At 69.0% G+C, this 19,320-nt stretch carries 14 protein-coding genes and 2 pseudogenes; 14 read left to right on the top strand and 2 right to left on the bottom strand.

All coding sequences use genetic code 11. The annotated features are described in order from the left end of the window. Positions 1–1,321: 1,321 nt before the first annotated feature. Positions 1,322–2,335, bottom strand: coding sequence for an LCP family protein (locus ACLHRZ_RS06100; protein ID WP_490417207.1), 1,014 nt, complete (start codon positions 2,333–2,335; stop codon positions 1,322–1,324). Between the two features lie 885 nt (positions 2,336–3,220). On the opposite strand from ACLHRZ_RS06100, the pseudogene ACLHRZ_RS06095 reads away from it, so the two are divergent. From ACLHRZ_RS06095 to ACLHRZ_RS06045, 11 genes and pseudogenes are all read left to right on the top strand, one after another. Next, positions 3,221–3,562 (top strand): annotated as a pseudogene (locus ACLHRZ_RS06095) (transglycosylase family protein); the annotation flags it as partial. A 6-nt stretch (positions 3,563–3,568) separates the two neighbouring features. Then, positions 3,569–3,955: a C40 family peptidase gene (locus ACLHRZ_RS06090; RefSeq protein ID WP_490417225.1), complete on the top strand. Its 387-nt coding sequence runs from the start codon at positions 3,569–3,571 to the stop codon at positions 3,953–3,955. 752 nt (positions 3,956–4,707) lie between these two features. Beyond that, positions 4,708–4,953 (top strand): annotated as a pseudogene (locus tag ACLHRZ_RS06085) (IS110 family transposase); the annotation flags it as partial. 329 nt (positions 4,954–5,282) lie between these two features. Further along, entirely contained in the window at positions 5,283–5,618 is a 336-nt protein-coding gene (locus ACLHRZ_RS06080; RefSeq protein ID WP_490417224.1) for a transposase, read from the top strand. A 159-nt stretch (positions 5,619–5,777) separates the two neighbouring features. Beyond that, the gene (locus ACLHRZ_RS06075; RefSeq protein WP_490417206.1) at positions 5,778–6,554 is read left to right on the top strand and encodes an XRE family transcriptional regulator; all 777 of its coding nucleotides are present in this window, start codon (positions 5,778–5,780) and stop codon (positions 6,552–6,554) included. Between the two features lie 17 nt (positions 6,555–6,571). Next, positions 6,572–7,762, top strand: a complete 1,191-nt coding sequence (locus ACLHRZ_RS06070; protein ID WP_490417205.1) for a M20 family metallopeptidase — start codon at positions 6,572–6,574, stop codon at positions 7,760–7,762. A gap of 137 nt (positions 7,763–7,899) precedes the next feature. Continuing rightward, entirely contained in the window at positions 7,900–8,070 is a 171-nt protein-coding gene (locus ACLHRZ_RS06065; protein WP_490417204.1) for a hypothetical protein, read from the top strand. A gap of 96 nt (positions 8,071–8,166) precedes the next feature. Next, positions 8,167–9,912 carry an asparagine synthase-related protein gene (locus ACLHRZ_RS06060; RefSeq protein WP_490417203.1) on the top strand — a complete coding sequence of 582 codons (1,746 nt, stop codon included), beginning with the start codon at positions 8,167–8,169 and terminating at the stop codon, positions 9,910–9,912. Further along, entirely contained in the window at positions 9,906–10,202 is a 297-nt protein-coding gene (locus tag ACLHRZ_RS06055) for a hypothetical protein (protein ID WP_490417202.1), read from the top strand. Before ACLHRZ_RS06060 ends, ACLHRZ_RS06055 begins: the two co-directional genes overlap by 7 nt. After that, complete coding sequence (locus tag ACLHRZ_RS06050) at positions 10,199–10,615, top strand: lasso peptide biosynthesis B2 protein (RefSeq protein WP_490417201.1); 417 nt, start codon at positions 10,199–10,201, stop codon at positions 10,613–10,615. The genes ACLHRZ_RS06055 and ACLHRZ_RS06050 overlap by 4 nt, the downstream gene beginning before the upstream one ends. 178 nt (positions 10,616–10,793) lie before the next feature. Further along, positions 10,794–12,683, top strand: coding sequence for an ATP-binding cassette domain-containing protein (locus tag ACLHRZ_RS06045; protein WP_490417200.1), 1,890 nt, complete (start codon positions 10,794–10,796; stop codon positions 12,681–12,683). Between the two features lie 84 nt (positions 12,684–12,767). Here ACLHRZ_RS06045 and ACLHRZ_RS06040 read toward each other — a convergent pair whose 3' ends face one another. Further along, entirely contained in the window at positions 12,768–12,989 is a 222-nt protein-coding gene (locus tag ACLHRZ_RS06040) for a lasso RiPP family leader peptide-containing protein (RefSeq protein ID WP_490417199.1), read from the bottom strand. Positions 12,990–13,419: 430 nt separating this feature from the next. Here ACLHRZ_RS06040 and ACLHRZ_RS06035 point away from each other — a divergent pair, with 430 nt between their 5' ends. The 3 genes from ACLHRZ_RS06035 to ACLHRZ_RS06025 all read left to right on the top strand — a co-directional run bounded on the left by ACLHRZ_RS06035 (position 13,420) and on the right by ACLHRZ_RS06025 (position 19,265). Further along, entirely contained in the window at positions 13,420–15,201 is a 1,782-nt protein-coding gene (locus tag ACLHRZ_RS06035) for an FG-GAP-like repeat-containing protein (protein WP_490417198.1), read from the top strand. Positions 15,202–15,765: 564 nt separating this feature from the next. Next, positions 15,766–17,199, top strand: coding sequence for a GDSL-type esterase/lipase family protein (locus tag ACLHRZ_RS06030; protein ID WP_490417197.1), 1,434 nt, complete (start codon positions 15,766–15,768; stop codon positions 17,197–17,199). Positions 17,200–17,267: 68 nt separating this feature from the next. Continuing rightward, the gene (locus ACLHRZ_RS06025; RefSeq protein WP_490417196.1) at positions 17,268–19,265 is read left to right on the top strand and encodes a glycosyltransferase; all 1,998 of its coding nucleotides are present in this window, start codon (positions 17,268–17,270) and stop codon (positions 19,263–19,265) included. The last annotated feature ends 55 nt before the right edge of the window (positions 19,266–19,320 follow it).

The raw sequence follows: 19,320 nt of genomic DNA, 5'->3' as shown, positions 1-19,320 counted from the left end.
CCCCGGGTCAATTCCATGAGCGCCCACACCTGTGCGTTCCATTCCGGGAGAGTGCCCAGACCGAGGAGAAGACGGGGGTTGACAGCGCGCCGACGGGCGGGGGAGGGGGAAGCAGTGCTCATGACCTTGGAGGGGGAAATACCGGATCTTCGCGGGGTGTTGCACCGCGCGCCCGCATAAGGCGGGCGGGCCCGCAGGCTGAACAGCTGCAGGAGATGCGCGAAGACGGGCGTTGGGGTAGGCGAACGGAGGACTTGTGCTGCGGCGAGACGGCACGGACACGATGAGAGAGCCGTACCGACGGCTGGCGGCCAACTGCAATGCTCACAGCGGCCGTCCGCCCGGGCTGGCGGGCGCCCTACCCTGCGAGGTGCTGGACGATCCCGAAGAGATTAGGGACAAACGGGTAGAGCATCGAGACGATAATCATCGCGAACACGCCCACCCCGATGCACTTGCCGGCCAGGCGGCCCACGCCCATCCGCTCCGCGGGACGATCCGCGGACCGTGCTGCATGTGACCGTCCTCGCGCCCCAGGACGCTGACGCCGGCAGGCGTCAGTGGAACCGTCCTGCAGCCGCACCGGCTGCCGGCCGAGGCAGGAGTAGACGGCCTGGCCGCGGGAAACTCCCGCCGCGCCAGCACCCGTGACGCTCGCGTGAATGTTCATATCTGTCGCCATCAGGCTTTGGTCCTTTCTTCAAGCCGTCGCAGCCAAGTGCCGAGGCGGCCACGGTCATGCAGCTGTGTAGGAGGGGCCGGGCTTCGCCCCGGTGCACCAGGCGGCGAAGCAGCACCGCCGGTACACCGGCGAGCAGCCAGCGGCGGGGGCCGACGGCACCTCGTGCGGGGACGGAGCGGTGAGGAACTGCGGCTCCGTGTGCGGACTGCAGCAGGGGCCTGTCTCCGGGCCTTACAGGGGCCGGGAGCGGCTGGCTTCCGCCAGCCGTGCGGCCGCGGCGCCGGGTCTCCCGCGCCGATGCCCCATCATGGCCAGATGCCCCTGCCGGGGAGGGGCGGCATAAGTCAATCCGCCGACGCTGGAAGGTGACCTTTCCCGCGGCCGAAAACGTTGAAAGAAGAATCAACTGTGCGGGCGCCCGTCGGCCGGCACGGCCACGCGCACGGGCACAACCCGAGCCGACACGAGACAGCCCGCCCTCCACACGCGTTGCGCGAGCGCACGTTACCGAGTGCTACCCCACCGTCCTATTCGTGATCGAGCACCTGGCAGCCGGCCAGGCCGGCCTTCCCGAGCACCCGACACCCCTTGGCGCCGAAGCCCGCCCGGCCCGCCCCGGACCACGAGCACCAGGACCCGTCAGGGAGTACGGTCGCCCAGGCGGTCGAGGGAGTGGCTGCTGACGTACTGCGCCAGGGTGTCCTGCGTCATCGCCTCCCACAGGCCCCGGCCGGCGTCCCGGTCCAGATAAACGACCGACTGCCCGCCCACCATGCCCGTACCGGTCACCGGCGCGTTCATGAACACCATGTCCGCCCCACCGGTCCCCTTCATGTCCCAGGCAAGGCTGCGGATGTCGCTGTCGGAGAGACGGTCGTCCACGCTGACCGTCTCGGTGACCGCATCCAGCAGCTTCTTCCACCGGAACGGGTCCGTGAGGGAACCGCTGGAGAGCAGCTTGGTGAACACCGAGCGCAGGTAGTTCTGCTGACGGTGTGTACGGTCCAGGTCGCCACGCGGCAGGTTCTTCCTTGCCCGCACATACGACAGGGCCTCCTCACCGCTCATGTGCTGCTTGCTCCCGTCCGCCATCGGGATCTCCGCACCGCCCAGCGCATCGGTCAGCTTCGTGAAGCCGCTCCAGTCCAGCACGGCGAAATGATCCACCCGGACACCGGTCAGCCGCTGCACCGTGTCGATCAGCAGCGGGGGGCCGCCCCACGAGAACGCGGCATTGAGCTTGGCCTTCCCGTGCCCGGGAACATCCACCCACGAGTCACGGGGCAGGGAGACCACAAAAGCACCCGAGCGGTCCTCGGGGAGATGTACCAGCATCATCGTGTCACTGCGCTGCATCCCCTCCCTCCACAGCGGCCCCTGCGCATCCGTCCCCGTGGTCGGAAGATCTGAGCGCGCATCGAGCCCGGCGAACAGGAACGTCACCCCGCCCTTGCCCGAGGCCGGCTGCGGCGCATCGGTGGGAAACGCGCCGGGTATGCGCTCGATCCTTCCGGTGTAGTGGTCAACCGCCCACCACGCCGCCCCCGCGGCCAGGACCGTACCCGTCAGCAGGAGACCCAGTGCCCCCAGCAGGACACGCCGGGCGCGGGGCCGACGACGGGTGCGCGCGGCTGCGCTGACCGAACTTTTCATGGTGATGGCTCCCTCGAGGCGGCCGACAAACGCATGCCCCAGGAACAGGGCGCGACGGGCCCACGCTAGGCAGAACCGTCCCGGGCAGACTTCAGCGAAAGTTGACCGCCGGGATCTCTTGCCGCCGCCTCAGCAGTTCCCGGGCCCTGGAGGCGGCTGGTTCAAGGTCAGCGAGAAAATTCGACCGCACCCGTGCACCCGGCGTGAGAGCGCTGCTGGCCTGCCGGGAGCCATCGCTCGCCCGCGTGCTCCGCCGGCGCCCGCCCTGAGCACGCGCTCGCCGAGGGCGTACACACCAGCTCTGCGGACACGATCACGGCCTCACCGCCAAAACAGGAAACCGGAACCCGGATGCGCACCCGGCTCGGCCTCCCCGTCGCGGGAGGGAGCGCCCGGAAACATGCGCTGCCCCGGTAGTCCAGGGACGCGGACCAGCGTCATCCCGGCACGGGCAGGCCGAAAGGCGCCCCCACTCTCACCAAAGCCCTTCGCCTAAGGCACGCCAAGGTCAACCTTTGCAGCCTCTCGCGCAACTCGCGCATCCGCAGACTCGGATATGCCGCAGTGCAGCGGCCGTGACGCGCCGGGCCTGCTCCGACGGCCACATGACCAAGGGCAACCGAATAGTCCTTGATCGCCACGCACGTGTGGCCAGTTCAGCCCGGCAGCGTCGGGCCGTTGAACAACGGCCGCACCAGTCCCAGAGCCGTTCCGCGCGGTGAACAACAGCCGGCGAACTCCGAACCGGGGTTCCCGGACGCCAGACAGTACCCCGCAGAACACGCAGCACTGGGTTCTGCTACCAGCCCGTGCGAAAGCACCGTCCCCAAGAAGGAGGCCCTCGTGCCCTCGTCCCCCAAGCCCAACCGCCTTCGACTGTACGTGATGCCCGCCCTCGTGCTGTCCGCCGCAGCATCCCTCATCGGCTACTGCGGCACCGGATCCGCACAGGCGGCGACCGTCTCCACCTGGGACAAGGTCGCCGGCTGCGAGAGCAGCGGCAACTGGCAGATCAACACCGGCAACGGCTTCTTCGGCGGCCTGCAGTTCTCCCAGAGCACCTGGGAGGAGTCCGGAGGCAGCCAGTACGCAGCCCGGGCCGACCTCGCCACCAAGGAACAGCAGATCACCATCGCTGAAAACGTGCTGGCCTCCCAGGGACCGGGCGCATGGCCGATATGTTCCGTCAAGGCCGGCCTGACCCAGGACGGCCCCGCCCCGGAGCTCGACGGCCTGCACACCAGCGCGATCGCTGACGCGGCCCTCGCCCAGATCGGCCTCCCCTACGTCTGGGGCGGCGGAAACACCGACGGCCCCACCCAGGGCGGCTTCGACTGCTCAGGCCTGACCACCTACGCCGTCCACCACGCCACGAACGGAACAGTCACCCTCCCGCGCACCACACAGGAACAGCGCCACGCCGGACAGCCCGTAGAGCGCAAGGACATGCAGCCCGGCGACCTCATCGTCTTCGACAACGACGGAAACTGGGGACACGTCGGCATCTACCTCGGCGACGACAAGATGGTCCACGCCCCCCGCCCCGGAAAGACCGTCGAAATCACCGAACTCGGCGACTACTGGGGACAGTTCCCCTGGGACATCCGCCGCGTGGCCTGACCCCTGTAGGTTCTCATCAGAAATGTCGTTGTCTCAGCGTTCTGCCGCTGAAATGTCGGACACCGGAGACGTCGCAGGTCAAGCGTCTCACCAATCTGTCCGGGCTGGCAAGATGCCCGATATATCTGAGGAATTCGACAGATCGACGAGACGAAACCGCCGACAAGTCGCTGAGGCACCAGGGCGAAAGCCCAGGTCGGCCCGTCGGTAGCCGACAGATCAAACGAGAACCTACAACCCCACTGTAGGTTCCCCTCACATCTGTCGTTCGCCCCAACGGTTTCTCGGATCTGTTATCCGTACCGGGAAACCGCAGATTGTGTGTCCCACCGCTGTGCCGGACGCACACCAAGGCCCCCTTGGGTCTGAGGAATTCGACATTTCGGTGAGACACATGGCGCCGACGAAATGATGGCACGCCGCGAAACGTCGCAACCCAGCGGCGTGCCCTGCGACGAGTACGACGGGAACCTACAACCACCCCGGGCCCCAGCGGCTCGCCCCGCCCCCCACCACCTCTGAAGAACCTCTCCATGACCACGCCCCTCCTCCCGTTCCACATGCTGCTGGCCCGCGCCATCCGCTCCCGCCTGACACCACGCCTCACCCAGCGCACCCTCCGCTCTGTGCCAGGGCAGTACTCAACCGGCCCGCTCCCCGCAGCCACCTGCTCTTCATGCTCAACAGCCAGGCAACCGGGGTGAAGGACCGCGCAGTTCGCCACCACCCCCCACCGCCACCGGCTGAGTTGGATGTGCTCGCACGGTGGCCTGCCGGCCGTGGGGACGGAAGGCACAGGCGCCTACGGAGCCGAACGCGCCCACCACCTCACCGCCAGCGAGATCACGGTCATCGACGTCGATCGCCCCGACCGCCGTGCCAACGGCAAGTCCGACCCCGTTGATGCGTATGCGGCCGCGACTGCCGTCCTGTCCGGCCGCACCGCCGGCACCCCCAAGAGCCGTGACGGGATCGTCGAGGCCATCCGCGTCCTGCGCACGGCCCGCAAGAGCGCGGTCAAGGCCCGCACCCAGACCATCAGCCAGAACCGTGCCCTCATCGTCACCGCGCCCTCCGTCGTGCGTGAGAAGGACCGCGGCCTGTCCACAACGGAACTGATCAACACCCCAGCCCGCTCCCGGCCCAGTGGTGACTTCTCCGATCCTGCCCACGCGACCCACGTCGCCCTGCGGCGGCTGGCCCGCCGCTACCAGCAGCTCGGCGACGAGATCAAGGAAGCAGACGCGCAGATCGGCCCCCTGGTCACCCAGGCCGCCCCAGAGCTGGTGGCCCTGCCGGCGCCGGCCGCGAGACCGCCGGCCAGCCGCTGGAGACCGCGGGCCACCATCCCGACCGCCTTGCCTCCGAAGCTGCCTTCGCCCACCTGCGCGCCGCAGCCCCCGTCTCCGCGTCCTCCGGACGCACCGACCGCCACCGGCTCAACCGCGGCGGCAACCGGCACGCGAACTCCGCTCTGCACACCATCGTCCTCGTCCGTATGCCCTTCGACCGGCGCACCCGGGAATACGTCGCCCGACGCACCGCCCAGGGGCTGACGAAGAAAGACATTGTGCGATGCCTGAAACGCTTCGTCGCCCGCGAGGTCTACCGCCATCTCCCCGGAGTGATCCACCACACCACACCCGTCCCACAGGCCACTTGACGAGCTATAGGAGTTTCGTGCAATCAAGCCCCGGTCGCTGGTGTGGGATGCCCACGGCTGTATGCGGGGATGAGTACGAAGGATGGCCGATGAAGGGGGACGTGCGGTGGAATTCATGTGCGCTGAACCGACTGCGGATCACCGGGCGGGAGGGTGGCCGTGGCCGGGCTGACAAGCGGGGAGTCGGCGCTCAAGCGGGCGCGGCTGGCGCGCAACATGACGCTGGAGGAAGCCGCCGACGCGCTCAACGCGATCACCGGCGGGGCGGCGGACGCAAGCCTGATGAGCGCGTGGGAGTCCGGGCGGCGCCGGACCGGTAAGCGGAACCGAGCCGGGCTATGCCAGCTGTACCGGGAGCGGCCGGAGGTGTTGTTCGCCCATCAGGACGGTGCGGCGGCCACGAGCGTGCTGGAGACCTCCGGCACCGCGGTGGTGGTCAAGATGCTCACCCGCTGGACGGACCTGGTCGAGGCGATGGTGGACGTTGCAGCCGGAGCGCGTGAGCACCTGGTCGTCACCGGCTCCCGCAGCCGGGAGAAGGTGTATCTGGCGGCGATCGAGACGGCGGTAGCCCAACACCCGGACCTGGTCCACTACCGGGTGCTGTACGGACCGCCGCGACACCGGGCGCTCGCCGACCACCTGGTACGGCTGCTGGAACTGCGCGACCCGTCCGCGCGCCGCAACGGCGTCAAGACCCTCCATATCAGGGTGGTGGAACCAGCCGAGGCGCTGGAACGATTCTTCGTGGCCTCGGAGACCGCCGCGGTCGTGCCCCTGCCGTCGTTCCACGGGGCGGAAGGGTTCGACTGCGGCGTCTTACTCAGCCGGGAGGCGGCCGTCGGGCTGGTCCACCATGGTCGGGAGGCGTGCGCGTCCGCGCGGCCGGTGGAGACGATCGAGGCCGTCCGCGCGCTGCCGGTGCGGCACAACTGAGGGGGCGAGGGAGAAACGTGATCGAGAACGTGTCGCAGGCCGCAGCCCGTACAGCGTCCGTGGTGGAGCTTACCCGGGAGCTCATCCGGCGGCCGAGCAGGGGCGGGATCGACGATTACGGGCCCGTCCTTGGCGTGCTGGAGGACTGGCTCGCCTCCCGCGGCCTGCCGCACCGTCGACTGCACGACGACGCCGGGGAACTGGTGGGGCTGCTGGTGGAGATTCCCGGCGGCCGGCCCGGCCCGTGGTGGACGCTGGATGCGTGCGTGGACACCGCCCCGTACGGAGACGAGACCGCCTGGTCGTTCCCGCCGGACAGCGGTGACATCGCCGACGGCTGGCTGCTGGGCCGCGGCTCGGCGGACTCCAAGCTCGCCGCGGCGATGTTCTGCCACATCGCCGCCGACCTGGCCCCCCGCGCCGAGACCCTGCACGGCGGGCTCGCCGTGCTGTTGGACGTCGACGAGCACACCGGCGGCTTCGGCGGCGCCCGCGCCTACCTCGCTGACCCGCAGGCGGCCCGGCCGGCCGGAGTGATGATCGGCTACCCGGGCCTGGACGAGGTCGTGGTCGGCGGCCGGGGCCTGTGGCGGGCCACCATCGCCGTCCACGCCCCCTCCGGGCACTCCGGCTCCAGCAAGACCGTCGTTGGCGCGATCTCCCGGGCCGCGCACCTCGTACACCTTCTGGAAACGGCCGACCTGCCCCGTATCGACGGGGCCTCGGGCTTCCCGCTGCCGCCGAAGTTGTCAGTGACCGCCTTCCACGGTGGCCAGGGCTTCTCGGTCACCCCCGACCGGTGCGAACTCAACGTCGACATCCGCACCACCCCGACCTTCGACGGCCACGACGCCGAGACGCTCGTCCGCAAGGCCGTCGCCGAACTCGACGCGGAGCTGCCCGCCCCGAAGCCCACCGAGGCCACCCCGGTCGCCACGTGGCCGCCCTTCCGTCTCACCGAGGGCGAGCAGCCCGCTGCCGCCCTGCTGGGCGCCGCCGCCGAGGCAGGGCTGACAGTGCGGGCGAAGACCGCGGGGCCATCAAACATCGGCAACCTCCTGGCAGGTGAGGGCATCCCGGCTACCGCCGGCTTCGGCCTGCCGTACGAGGGCCTGCACGGCATCGACGAGCGCGCCCACCTCGCGGAACTCCCCACGGTGTACGCCGTCTACCAGCGGGCCGTGCTCGACCTCCTCCGCGCGGGCTGACGTCCCAGGCACGTCCCAATTTCCTCCCAGATCCACTCCCAGCAAGTCCCCAACTCCGTCTCTGGGAACAGATCTTGTCTCGCGGTGACATAGAGGCAGCACCACCTCACACCCACCGATGACAAGGGAGGCCGGTCATGACCGAGCAGACCACCGTCACCACCCAGCCCGCCGCCGAGGACAAGCCCGTCTCGGCGCCGAGCACCGGCGGCTTCGCACCGCAGATCAGCACCCACTCGGTGGCGACCCTCACCCTGGGCCGCCAGACGTTCAACGACTCGGACAAGTCGAACTACTTCGAGGGCTGACAAGCCCGCAGGACCGCAACCGAGCACCCCGAGGGCCGGCCGTCGTACGGCCGGTCCTCGGGCGCGTCACAGGGCTGATCAAGGGGAGGCGAACGGATGGAACGGGAGTGGATGACCGGCGGCATGGCCGCCGTGGACGGAATGACGATCGACGGGCTCGGCGACGTGCGCCGGGCTCTGGGCACACGGGTACGGGCGGCCGCCGAGGGGCCGGTTGCCCTCGCGATCACGGGCTCCTGCCCGGTGACCGAGCAGGAGCTTCACGCCGCGCTTGCGGCCGTACGGGCGGGCAAGTGGGGCGAGCTGACCCGATGGCCGGGCTCGTACTGGGTGGTCGCCGACAACGGGCGGCAGCGGTTTGTGTGCGGCGACCTGGCAGGCTTCCGGGCCGTGTACTACACGCTGCGCGGCGGCGAAGGGACGACGTGGGCGACCGAGGCCCGCCTCCTGGGGCGTCCGCTGGTACCGGATCTGCCGCATCTGGCGGCCCGGCTGACGGTGGGCGAGCAGCACTGGCCGCACCGCAGCCCGTACGAGGAGGCCCGGCTGGTAACCGGAGGATTCGGGCTGCTGTTCGCGCCGGGGGCGCCGCCGCAGCTCGTCGACATCTCCGGCATCGAGCCCCTGGACGAGCTCAGGGAAGGCGCCGAGCGGTTCGGGCAAATGCTCACGCAGGCTGTCCAGCACCGGGTCCGCGCTGCGGGCGAAGTGGTGGGAGCGGACCTGTCTGGTGGGCTGGACTCCTCGGCGGCCGTCGTGCTCGCCGCCGACGCCGGAGATGTGCACGCGGTCACGTACACGGACGGCTACACCAGCGGTGAAGACCTGGCCTTTGCCGCCCGCGTCGCCGAGCACACCGGGACCCGGCACACGGTCGACATTGGCGCCGACGAGCAGCTGCCGTTCTCCTTCCCGGCCGGACAGCCGACCGGGACCGAGCCGGTGCTGGAGGCGGCGATGTACGGCATGGACGCCTCGTATCTGCGCCCCGTACAAGGGATGCCGCTGCACCTGACCGGGCACGGTGGCGACGTCGTGCTGGACGCCTCCAGCTCCTGCTGGGTCCGCCTGCTCCAGGACGGCCGACGGCGCGAGGCCCACCGCCAGGTCGTGGCGTTCGCCCGGCTGCGCAACACCGCCCCGGGCCCGTACTGGAAGGCCCTCAAACAGGCCGCTGACCTGGGCCGGTCCGGTTCCCTCGAACGCGCCGCCGAGGCCCTGGAGCGTGGGCCCGTCACGCCAGAGGCCGCGGTGACCGGCTGGTCGTGGTGCCGCCTGGGGCCTGGGGCGTCCTGGCTGACCGGCTACGGCCGCCACCAAGTCGCCGCACTGCTGCGGCAGGCCGCCCGCGACCAGCAACCGGAACTGGCCGACGAGTTCGACCAGTGGGCTGCCTTGCGGTCGGTGGGTGCCTCGGCCCGCGGCTGGGCCCCGTACGGTGTCGCGCTCGGCGTGAAGCCGGTGTATCCCTACCTGGACAACACCGTCGTCCGCGCCGCGTTCGCCGTTCCGGCCCTCGCCCGGCGCGGACTGGTGGCCTACAAGTCGCTGCTGCGGGCCGCCCTGCCGCAGCTTCCGGACTGGCTGACCTCCCGGCGCTCGAAAGGGTCGTTCACCGCCCAGCGCATCGCCGGACTCGCCCGGCACCGGGACCGGCTCGACGAGCTGATCGCTTCCAGCCCCCTCGCGGCCGGCGGGCTGATCGACCCCGCGGCCGTTCGTGCCGCCCTCGCTCAGGCGGCCCAGGGCCAGAGCGCCACGGTGATCGCCGATCTGCACCAACTCATCGTCACGTGCTGGTGGCTCAGTGGCCAGACGACCGTGCTGGAGGCGGCATGCTGACCCCCGCCGGCCACATCCACCACGCCACGGGCCCGGACGGCACGGCAGTGATCGACGTGAAGCGGGAGACGTGGCTGATGCTCGATAAGGACGCCTCCCGGATCTGGCACGCCATCACCGTCCGCGGCGGCACCACCGGTCTCGCCGAGGAGGTCGCCATCCCCACCGGCCAGGACCTGCAGCAGGTCAGCGGCCAGATCGCCGCAGTCATCGACGAACTGGTGGCCTCAGGCGTGCTCCTCGACACCAACCGGCCCCGGCGAGTGCGGCGAAGGGGGTGGCGTCGATGACGGTCATGGTCCCCGCCGCCCGGCCCACCGCACCGCGGCGCGACCGCCTGGCGGCCGCAGTCGCCCTTGCCTGCTCCCTAGCCGCGAGCCCGCTGCCGCTGCGCTGGAAGCTCGCCGCCGTGCGACTGCTGCGCCGCCTGCCGTACGCGCGCCTCGCCCGGCTGGAGGCCCTGTATACGGCGGTGCTGTCGGTGGTTCCCTCATGGTGGCCGGGCCGGATCGCGTGTGCGGAGCTGAGCCTCGCCACCGTCATCGCGACCGCCCTCACCGGCCGCCAGGCCCGCTGGGTGCACGGCGCCCGCTTCATGCCCCACGCCGCACACGCCTGGGCCGAGGTCCCCGAAGGCGCGGTCGGCCGCGACATCGCCGACGCCGTCGACCGCCCCTGGATGCCGGTCCTGGCCGTGCCGTAACAACTCCCGTGCCGCCGTGGTGCAGGGCCAGCGCGAGCCTCCCCGGCCCTGCACCACGGCATCACTCGTTCGGATGAAATGCTGGCGGCACTGCTGGCAGGTGCGGACGGGGTGACCAGGGGCGATCCCGGGCCTGCGGGAACAATCCCGTTGCCCAGCCCCCTGGTTCGGCTCCCTCATGGGACGCGTGAGCTCTTCCGTATCCTCCCCTCCCGCCACCACGACGGGGCAGCCGCCGATCATGCGCCTGGCGTCCGACCGGCACTTCGAAGCGAGCGTCAGCCTGTCCACGTGGGCCATGGCCCGCCGACTCCCGCACACCCTGGGCCAGGCCGCCCGGCTCGGCTGGCGCACCGACCGCCGCGCCGTCCTGGCCCTGCTTACCTGCCAGATCGGCGCCGCCGCGCTCACCGCGACCGCGCTCGCTGCCACCACCCGCGTGCTGGCCGCCATCTTCACCGGCCCCGACATCGCCACCGGCCTGCGCGAGAACCTGACCGCCGTGGTCGTGCTCGCCCTCGCCGCCGCCGGCCGCTACCTGCTCGATGCCGCCGCCCGCGCGTCCGCCGCGCGCCTTGCGCCGAAGGCCATCCGCGAGGCCGACCTGGAGGTCATCACCGCTGCGACGGCCGCCGAGCTCGTCGCGTACGAGTACCCGGACTTCGAGGATGCGCACGCCGCTGCCGCCGACGGGGCGGAGAAGACCGGCGACCTCATCCTCGACGCCCAGCTGCTGACCTCGGCCGCGGCCCAGCTGGCCGCCGCGGCGACGGTCGTCACCGTGCTGCACCCGGTGATGCTGCCCCTGCTCGTCGCCTCGATCATCCCCTGTGCCTGGGGCGCCGTGCGCGGAGCGCGAATCGAGCACGCCGCTCACCACCGAAACCTCGCCGATTCGCGCCTGCGCAACGTCTTCCGCTCCTACACCACCGAGCGGAACACCGCCGATGAGGTCCGGGCTGGCACCATGGCCGGGTTCCTCATTCGCCAGTACCGCATCGTCTCCGGCCGCCTGGAGGCCGCACAACTCCGTGCGACGAGGCAGGCCCTGGTAGTCCAAGGCATCGGCGACGCGCTCACGGCCATCGGCACTGCCGCGACCTGGGGGGTACTCGTCCTGCTCGTGGCCACCGGCCGCATGGAACTGGCCGCGGCGGGGACCGCCGCCCTGGCCGTACGGACCTCCGGCGCCGCGCTCGCGACGACGGTCCGGGCAGGGGCCCGGCTGTTCCGCACCTCCCTGTCTCTGGACGACTGGGCCCGGTTCTTGGCCGTGGCCAAGCCGTGGACCAGCCGCCGCGGCTCGGCTCAGGTCGCCGAGGACGGGCCGCAGGTGATCACCGCCACGGACGTCTCCTTCATCTATCCCGGCGCCGACACCCCCGCGCTCGACGGCATCAACCTGGACCTCAAGCGCGGCGAGGTCATCGCGCTGGTCGGCGAGAACGGCGCCGGCAAGAGCACCCTCGCCCGGCTGCTGACCGGCCTGTTCCTGCCCACGAGCGGCTCGGTGCAGTGGGACGGCGTGGACCTGGCGGACGCCGACGCGGCCGAGGCGCTGTCGAAGGTGGCGCTCGTCCCGCAGGACTACACCCGCTGGCCGCTGGCCGCCCGGGAGAACATCACCCTCGGCCAGCCCCGCCCCGAAGGCGACACGGCCGTGCACGCAGCCGCCGAGGCGGCCGGCGCCGACACCGTCATCGCCGCACTGCCGAACGGACTGGACACCTCCCTGGCCCGCTCCTGGTGGGGAGGACACGACCTCTCCGGAGGGCAGTGGCAGCGTGTTGCCGTCGCTCGCGCCTTCCACCGCGATGCCCCCGTGCTCGTGATGGACGAACCGACCGCCGCGCTCGACGCCCGCGCCGAGCACCGCATTTACACCCGGCTCAGGGCGCTCGCCGAAGGCCGGGCGACCGTATTCATCACCCACCGCCTGGCCAACACCCGCCTCGCCGACCGCATCGTTGTGCTCCACCAGGGCCGCATCGAGCAGATGGGTACGTACGACGAACTCACACATCAAGGGCTATTCCACGAACTCCTCAAAATCCAAGAAGACACGTGACCCAGTAAGCCCCACGCACGATCGAGTTCCCGGCGAGGCCGGGAACTCACCCAGAATTCTGAGGAGTGCGAGCCCGAGAACACTTCAGCCCGTCCCCCCAAGGGGACGGGCTGAAGTGTGGAGCTGTGTGGACTCTGCACGAGGTGGAGGGTGTGTCCTTGCTGCCGCATCCAACTTCAACACGTAGGACTTGACAGAGAAGTCGTCGGCCGTGTCGAAGTTTTGGTTGCCCAGCGTCACCTCCACGACGTCGCCCGCATCCAGCACGACCGGCGCGGCGTACGCCGCCGACTCGGTGGTCTCCATCTCTTCCTCCTTCGCCACATCGCCGTCCCGGTGCCTCGAATCGGACACGCGGCAACGGGTCTTGCCGCCCTCCGCGGCCCGGGAGGGGCCGCGCTTCCGGGCTCGTCAAACAGTGAACTCTGCAGGGGAGTTGCCGGGTACCGTGTGGGCGCGGGGGAGCCGTATATCGCGTATACCGGGGCCGGGTCATAACCAAGCGCACACCGAACACGCAGCTCAAAGCCCTCATCGACGAGGGGAGCCTGCCGTACGAAGCGGCCCGGCGCAAGTTAACGGTGCCCGCAATATGGGTGTGTTACTTCAGTGGTGAGGGCTCTTCTTTTGACGCGCGGTGGCGGCTACGGCGGGTGAGAGGTTTTGAGTGCTGCCGGGTCTGGGTGTCAGGCCGGGCGGTGACCGAATCCATCATGTCGATGAAGGCAGGACTGCTGTGAACACTGTGCATATTCCGGAGCGGGCTCCGCGAGCGGGGCGCCATCGGGCCTGGTCGCGTGCGGGCGCCGGTGCGCTGCTCGTCGCTGCGATCGCCGGCGGTACCGCCGCCCAGGCGTTCGCCGCCCCCGCTCCTGGTGACGGAGGGAAGGAGGCTGCGGCCGCCGGTGAGGCGAACACGGTAAGCCCCGATTCCCTCTCCTACACTGAGATCGCCAAGGGCGCCGGTAAGGACTCCCTTGCCGTCGACGACAAGGGCAACGCCTACAGCATCGACGCCGGCAAGCTCAAGCACACCGACATCAAGACCGAGAAGGTCACCGAACTCCGCACCTCGTTCGCCGGGGCCACTCAGCTTGCCCTTGACGAGGACGGCCAGCTGTACGTTTTCGCCAGCAACGCCATGTACAAGGTCACCCCGCACGTCTCCAGCGGCGAAGCCACCGCAGAACACCTGTGGAACCTCAGCGATGTCAGGGACAAGGGAAGTAACCTTTCCTTGGTGAATCTCTATAAGTTTAGCGCCCACAAAGGCAAGCTCTACGTACACGCCCACGGACGTTACAACAGTGGCCAGTACACCAGCTACTTCGACCTTGTGGTTGACCCTAAGGATCCGGCGAATGCTACCCAGATGACGCCAGGCGGTGCTGGCGGTAGACTGACTCAAAGTTTTGCCTTTAAGGATGGCAAGGTTTACATAAGTCATTACAATAATTACTTCAGCGTTTATGATATCGCGAAGGGTGAGCCGGTAGCTCCGGCCGGCGCAGACACGTCCTTCCCGTACGGTATGGGTTTTGACGGTGTGGGCAATCTTATCGGGATGACTGATAAGGGTCTGAAGCGGATGGATCTGAAGACCCTGAAGTCGACTGATGTCGGTGGTCTTGGCATGCCGGTCGGACAGATGACGACCAGTCCGGAGGGGAAGATCTACTTCACGAACGGGTCGTTGTTCCGGTATGAGGACTCGGCGGTGAACCCGCAGCCGGGTGCGCCGGTGAAGGCGTCGGATCTGTCCGAGCTGGTGCTCGCGGATGTGGACGGGGACGGGAAGGGGGACATCCTGGGGAAGACGGGGGAATCCTCGGGCCTGTACTGGTTCAGGAACAAGGGCAACAACACCTTCGCCCCCGGTGTGAAGGTCTTCGACTCCTGGAAGTACACCCAGACCACCGCTGCCGACTTCGACGGCGACGGCAACATCGACCTGGCCGCCGTCGACGGCAAGGGCAACCTGAAGATGTGGAAGGGCAACGGAGACGGCACCTTCGGCGAGGAGACCCGGCTCGCCCAGTGGGCCGGCAAGGAGCAGACCACCTCCGGTGACGTCGACAAGGACGGCATCGCCGACCTCATCGCCCTCGACACCAAGACCGGCAAGCTGAACATGTGGAAGGGCACCGGCGACAAGGACAACCCCTTCGCCAAGCCGCGCGCGCTCTCCAAGTGGGCCGGCCTCACCCAGACCACCGCCAGCGACGTCGACGGCGACGGCATCGCCGACCTCATCGCCACCGACAAGAACAACGTCCTCAAGTTCTGGAAGTCCGACGGCAACACCGAGGGCAACCCCTTCGCCAAGCCCGTCACCCTCACCAAGTGGGCCGGCTTCACCCACACCACCGCCGGCGACCTCGACGGCGACGGCAAGGACGACCTCCTCGCCGTCGACACCAAGAACAATCAGCTCAAGTACTGGAACTCCAACGGCAACACTGAGGGCAACCCCTTCTCCAAGCCCACCGCCGTCAGCCTCGAGACCGCCAAGCCCTAACCACCACACGGCACCACCCGTTCCGGGCAGCCTGAACTGACTGCCGGCATCGACAAAGGTGAACGGCGGCGAAGCCCAGCCGCTAATCCGATGGCACAAAGCAAGGCCTCGCGTAAGTTCTGAAAAATCACTAGGCGTTGAGCCGGCCCGCGAAGGAAAATAAGGGCCGGCTCAACGTCATCTGCTGTGCACCGCAGGGACGTTGAAAAGCTGGACCCCAAGCGTGCCCCGACCGAGAAGAGCCGCGGTTTCCCCTCAGAGGTCCAGCGGCCCCAAGCGCGTGGATGGACACCACGTCGGCAGGCGATGAGGTACGTGGGCGATGGCATGGATCTCTCGGTCATCGGGAGATGGCCGCGCCAGTTGGCCGGCACGGCGGGATGGCGTTCTTCCTGTCCTCGTCCTGTGGGGTCTTCCCTTGCGGTGAGCTATTTACCTTTGGAGATCCGCCTACAGGGGGAGACCCGTAATAATGGTATTGCGTAAACAGGTGAGATCTGCTCGGCCCGATTTATGAGCTCGAGGCGCGTCTCGCGTAGCAGATGGATTGGCAGAGGTAGTGCAGTGAAGGTCAGGCGTATTTATGTCGCCGGTGATTCGGTCGCCCAGACCCGGAAGGATGACAATCACCTCCTGTCCGGGTGGGGTCAGCATCTTGGCGATTTTCTCGATTCGCGTATCGAGGTCGTAAATCGAGCACATGATGGTGCGGGTACGCGCTGGTTCTTCGAGAATCGCATGCCGCTGCTGATGAACGAGCTGGGCTCAGGTGATCTCTTCCTGATTGCCTTCGGTGTCATCGACCAGGCTATGGTGAGGCCTGATCTCTATCACACGCCGGAGGAGTTCAAGGCTTACCTGAACCTTTACGTGGATGTGATTCGGGAACGCGGCGCGCGGGCGGTTCTTGTTACGCAGCCGGCGCGCCACATTTTTTCCCCGGACGGTGTGCTGAAACGGCCATCTGGTGACTATTCGGATGTGATGCGGGACCTTGCTGTCGAGCGTGGTGTGCCTTTGCTGGACCTGCAGACGGTGTCCGGGCTGTTGCTGCAGCGGCTCGGTCCGGAGCAGGCACGTGGCTACTTCCGCTGGGTCGATGCCGGGGAGCACCCCCAGCGTCCTGGGGGGATCATCGACACTCTGCACTTCAACCGGGCCGGGGCCCGTGCCATCGGGCAGTGCGCTGTGCGGGAGTTGCAGCGGGCCGGCCTTCTGTCCACGCGTCAGGTGTCGAAGAAGGTCTGGGCGGATCTGCCCTCGCCGCGCCGGGCGGGAGTTGATCTGACGGCCGTGCGCACGGAGTGGGAGGCCAGGTGGTCCCGGCTCCCTGCCGGCGAGGAGCCGCTGGCCGTCACCGCGCCTGGTAACGGGGCGTGCGGGCATGCCGCCACGCGTTTCGCGGGCAGCGCGCCCGCTGGGATCTCCCGGGTGCTGGTGTTCGAGGACGGCAGGCTCATCGGCGCCACCGGGGTGGGAAGCCGCGGCGAGTGGCTGTGGCGCCCTGTGACCAACTGGCGTGATGGCGAGCACCGTGTGGCGCTGGTAGGCGTCTCCGGCTCGGTTACCACCCCGGTGGCCGAGGTGGTCTTCCATTCCCGTTCGGTGGTCGCCCCGCCTGTGCTCACCGCTCCCGGAGCCGGCTCGTGGAACGGTCCTCGTGCTGTCTTCATCGGGACGGCGCAGCCGGGCGTCGAGAAGGTGGTTGCCCTCAGCCAGGGGCGCTGGGTGGGGGAGACGGCGGTCACGCCCGCGGGAACCTGGCGCTATCGCCTGCCCCACGACTGGTGGCCCGGCGAGCACACGATCAACTTCATCGCCGTGCAGGCGGGCATGCAGTCCGCGCCCGCCCGCCACCCGTTCCGTGTGCTGTCCGTCCCGCCCTCGAACTGGCTGAGGCAGCCCCCCACCGGCTGGCAGCAGTGCAGGCCCGCCGGCATGCCGTGCGAGCACATCGAGGAGATGAGACCGAAGGGGACCATCCAGCTGCTCGAGTAACCCCCGGCCGAGCGGCAGCAGACATCAGCGGCGCAACGTGCCCGGGGCAGAAGAGAACGGAAACACCTGTGAAGATCGCCGTGTTCATCGACAACCGCGGCAAAAACGGCGGCGCCACCCGCGCCACCGTTGCCCTGGCCGACATGCTCAGCCGCGGCCATGACGTGGAACTGGTCAACATCTACCGCGACCAGGAGCACATGCCCTACACCCCGGCCCCCTCCGTCAAGGTCACCGACCTCATCGACCTGCGCCCCGGCTCCCCCCTCCACCCGGGCGACGACCCTGCGTTCCGCCGTCCCTCGGGCGTCATCCTGCCGGTGGAGCCGCGCTACACGACGATGAACGCGTTCTCGGACCGCACAGTGGCCCAGTATCTGGCGCAGTGCGACGCGGACGTGGTCATCGCCAACCGGTACACCACGGCCAACTACCTGGCTCTGCTGGGAATCGACCGCTACGCCAAGGTGGCGGTCGTGCACACGATCTACCGGCACTCGCGTCACCAGCACGCGTTCGAGGAGTTCTACCAGCACCTCGATGCGATCGTCCCCGTCTCCTCGGGCGACGTCGCCTGCTACCGGGAGCGTCCGGCGCTCGCAGGGGTCCGTATCGAGAGCATCACCAACGGGGTTGCCGCGCCGAGCCTGCCGATGTCCGACCAGACGAGCAAGATCATTGCGGCGGCCGGTGCACTCATCGACATCAAGCGCTATCACCTGCTCATCGATGCCTACGTACAGCTGAGCGCAGATTTCCCCGACTGGCAGCTGCGCATCTACGGATCAGGGAAGAACGCAGCAGCTCTCCGCGCACAGGTGGAGGAACTCGGTCTCCAGGGACGGGTGTTGCTCATGGGACGCGCGGCATCGATGACGGACGAGTGGGCCAAGGCATCCCTGGCCGCGTGCACCTCGCAGATGGAGGCGCAGCCGCTGGGGCTGATCGAAGCCATGCGCCACGGTGTACCGGTCGTCAGCATGGACTGCGACAACGGGCCGCGCGAGATCATCCGTGACGGCGAGGACGGCATCCTCACCCCCATGGACGACGTGGACGCCCTGGCCGGCGGCCTCAGACGGCTCATGAGCAACGACGCCCTGCGGCGCAGCATGGCTGCAGCAGCGATCGAGAACTCTGTGCGATTCGACCCGCAGGTGGTGGCACAGCGCTTCACCACGCTCCTGGAAGAGGTCGTCGCAGCACGCACGTTCCGGCCCCGGGCCGACGTACGGTGCCTCGACCATGGCAGAGCCGTGGTGCGCATCGCCGAAGACCACGCGCCAGACCACGGGCCGTCTCCTGCGATGCAGCTGGTGCTCCGGCCCGAGCGCCCGTCCCAGCAGCCCGTGCGCGTCCCCCTGCGCACAGTGGCCGGGGGGCCGGGAGAGCCCGCCGCGCTGGAAGCCGAACTTGCCGTCGGCGAGGGCGGGCTGGCCGACGGACAGTGGGCGATCGAGGTGGAGCGCCTCGGTGACGGTGCCCGGGCCCCTCTGGAACTGGCCGGCAGCGACCGGAGGGTGTTCCTGGCAGGCGCGCCCACCGCGCAGCCTGCCGCCCGGGTAAGGGTGCTCAAGCCGTACATGGACGCCGATCGCCAGGCCCGGGTGTGGGTGCGCACCCCCACGGCCCATGCCGAGATCCAGGACCTGCGGGTGCGCGACGACGTGATCACGGTGGACTGCCTGCTCATGGGCCACGCCCTCGCGCAGGCGCCCCTGGTGCACCTGCGGGCGCGCGGAGCGGTGAACGAGTCCGTATCCCTTGCCGGTCAGGCCACGGGCCCCCACACCTTCCGGTTCGGTTTCGCGGCACGGACGCTGGCCGGGCACCTGCCCGATGACCAGGCCTCACGGGTCTTCGACGTCCGTATCACGGCGGGCCCTGGCCTCGAGGCGGCCGTGGGTCTTCTGTATGCAGATGTGCACCAGTACCTGCGGAGCGCGTACCAGTACCCACGGTCGACCCTTGGTGAGGGCAGCTCGGCAGTCCGTGTGGAGCCCTACCTGACCAAGGGCAACAACCTGCTGGCGATTCAGGTCAACCGCGTCCCGGCAGACTCCTGAAACCTTCCCCCACCGCCTCCTTTCCCGGAGGCCGACCACACCGCGCACAGAAGGA

The sequence above is a fragment of the Streptomyces sp. AM25 genome, assembly GCF_058146165.1.
The sequence above is the reverse complement of the archived record's forward strand: the minus strand, read 5'-3'. Positions and strand labels throughout refer to the sequence as shown.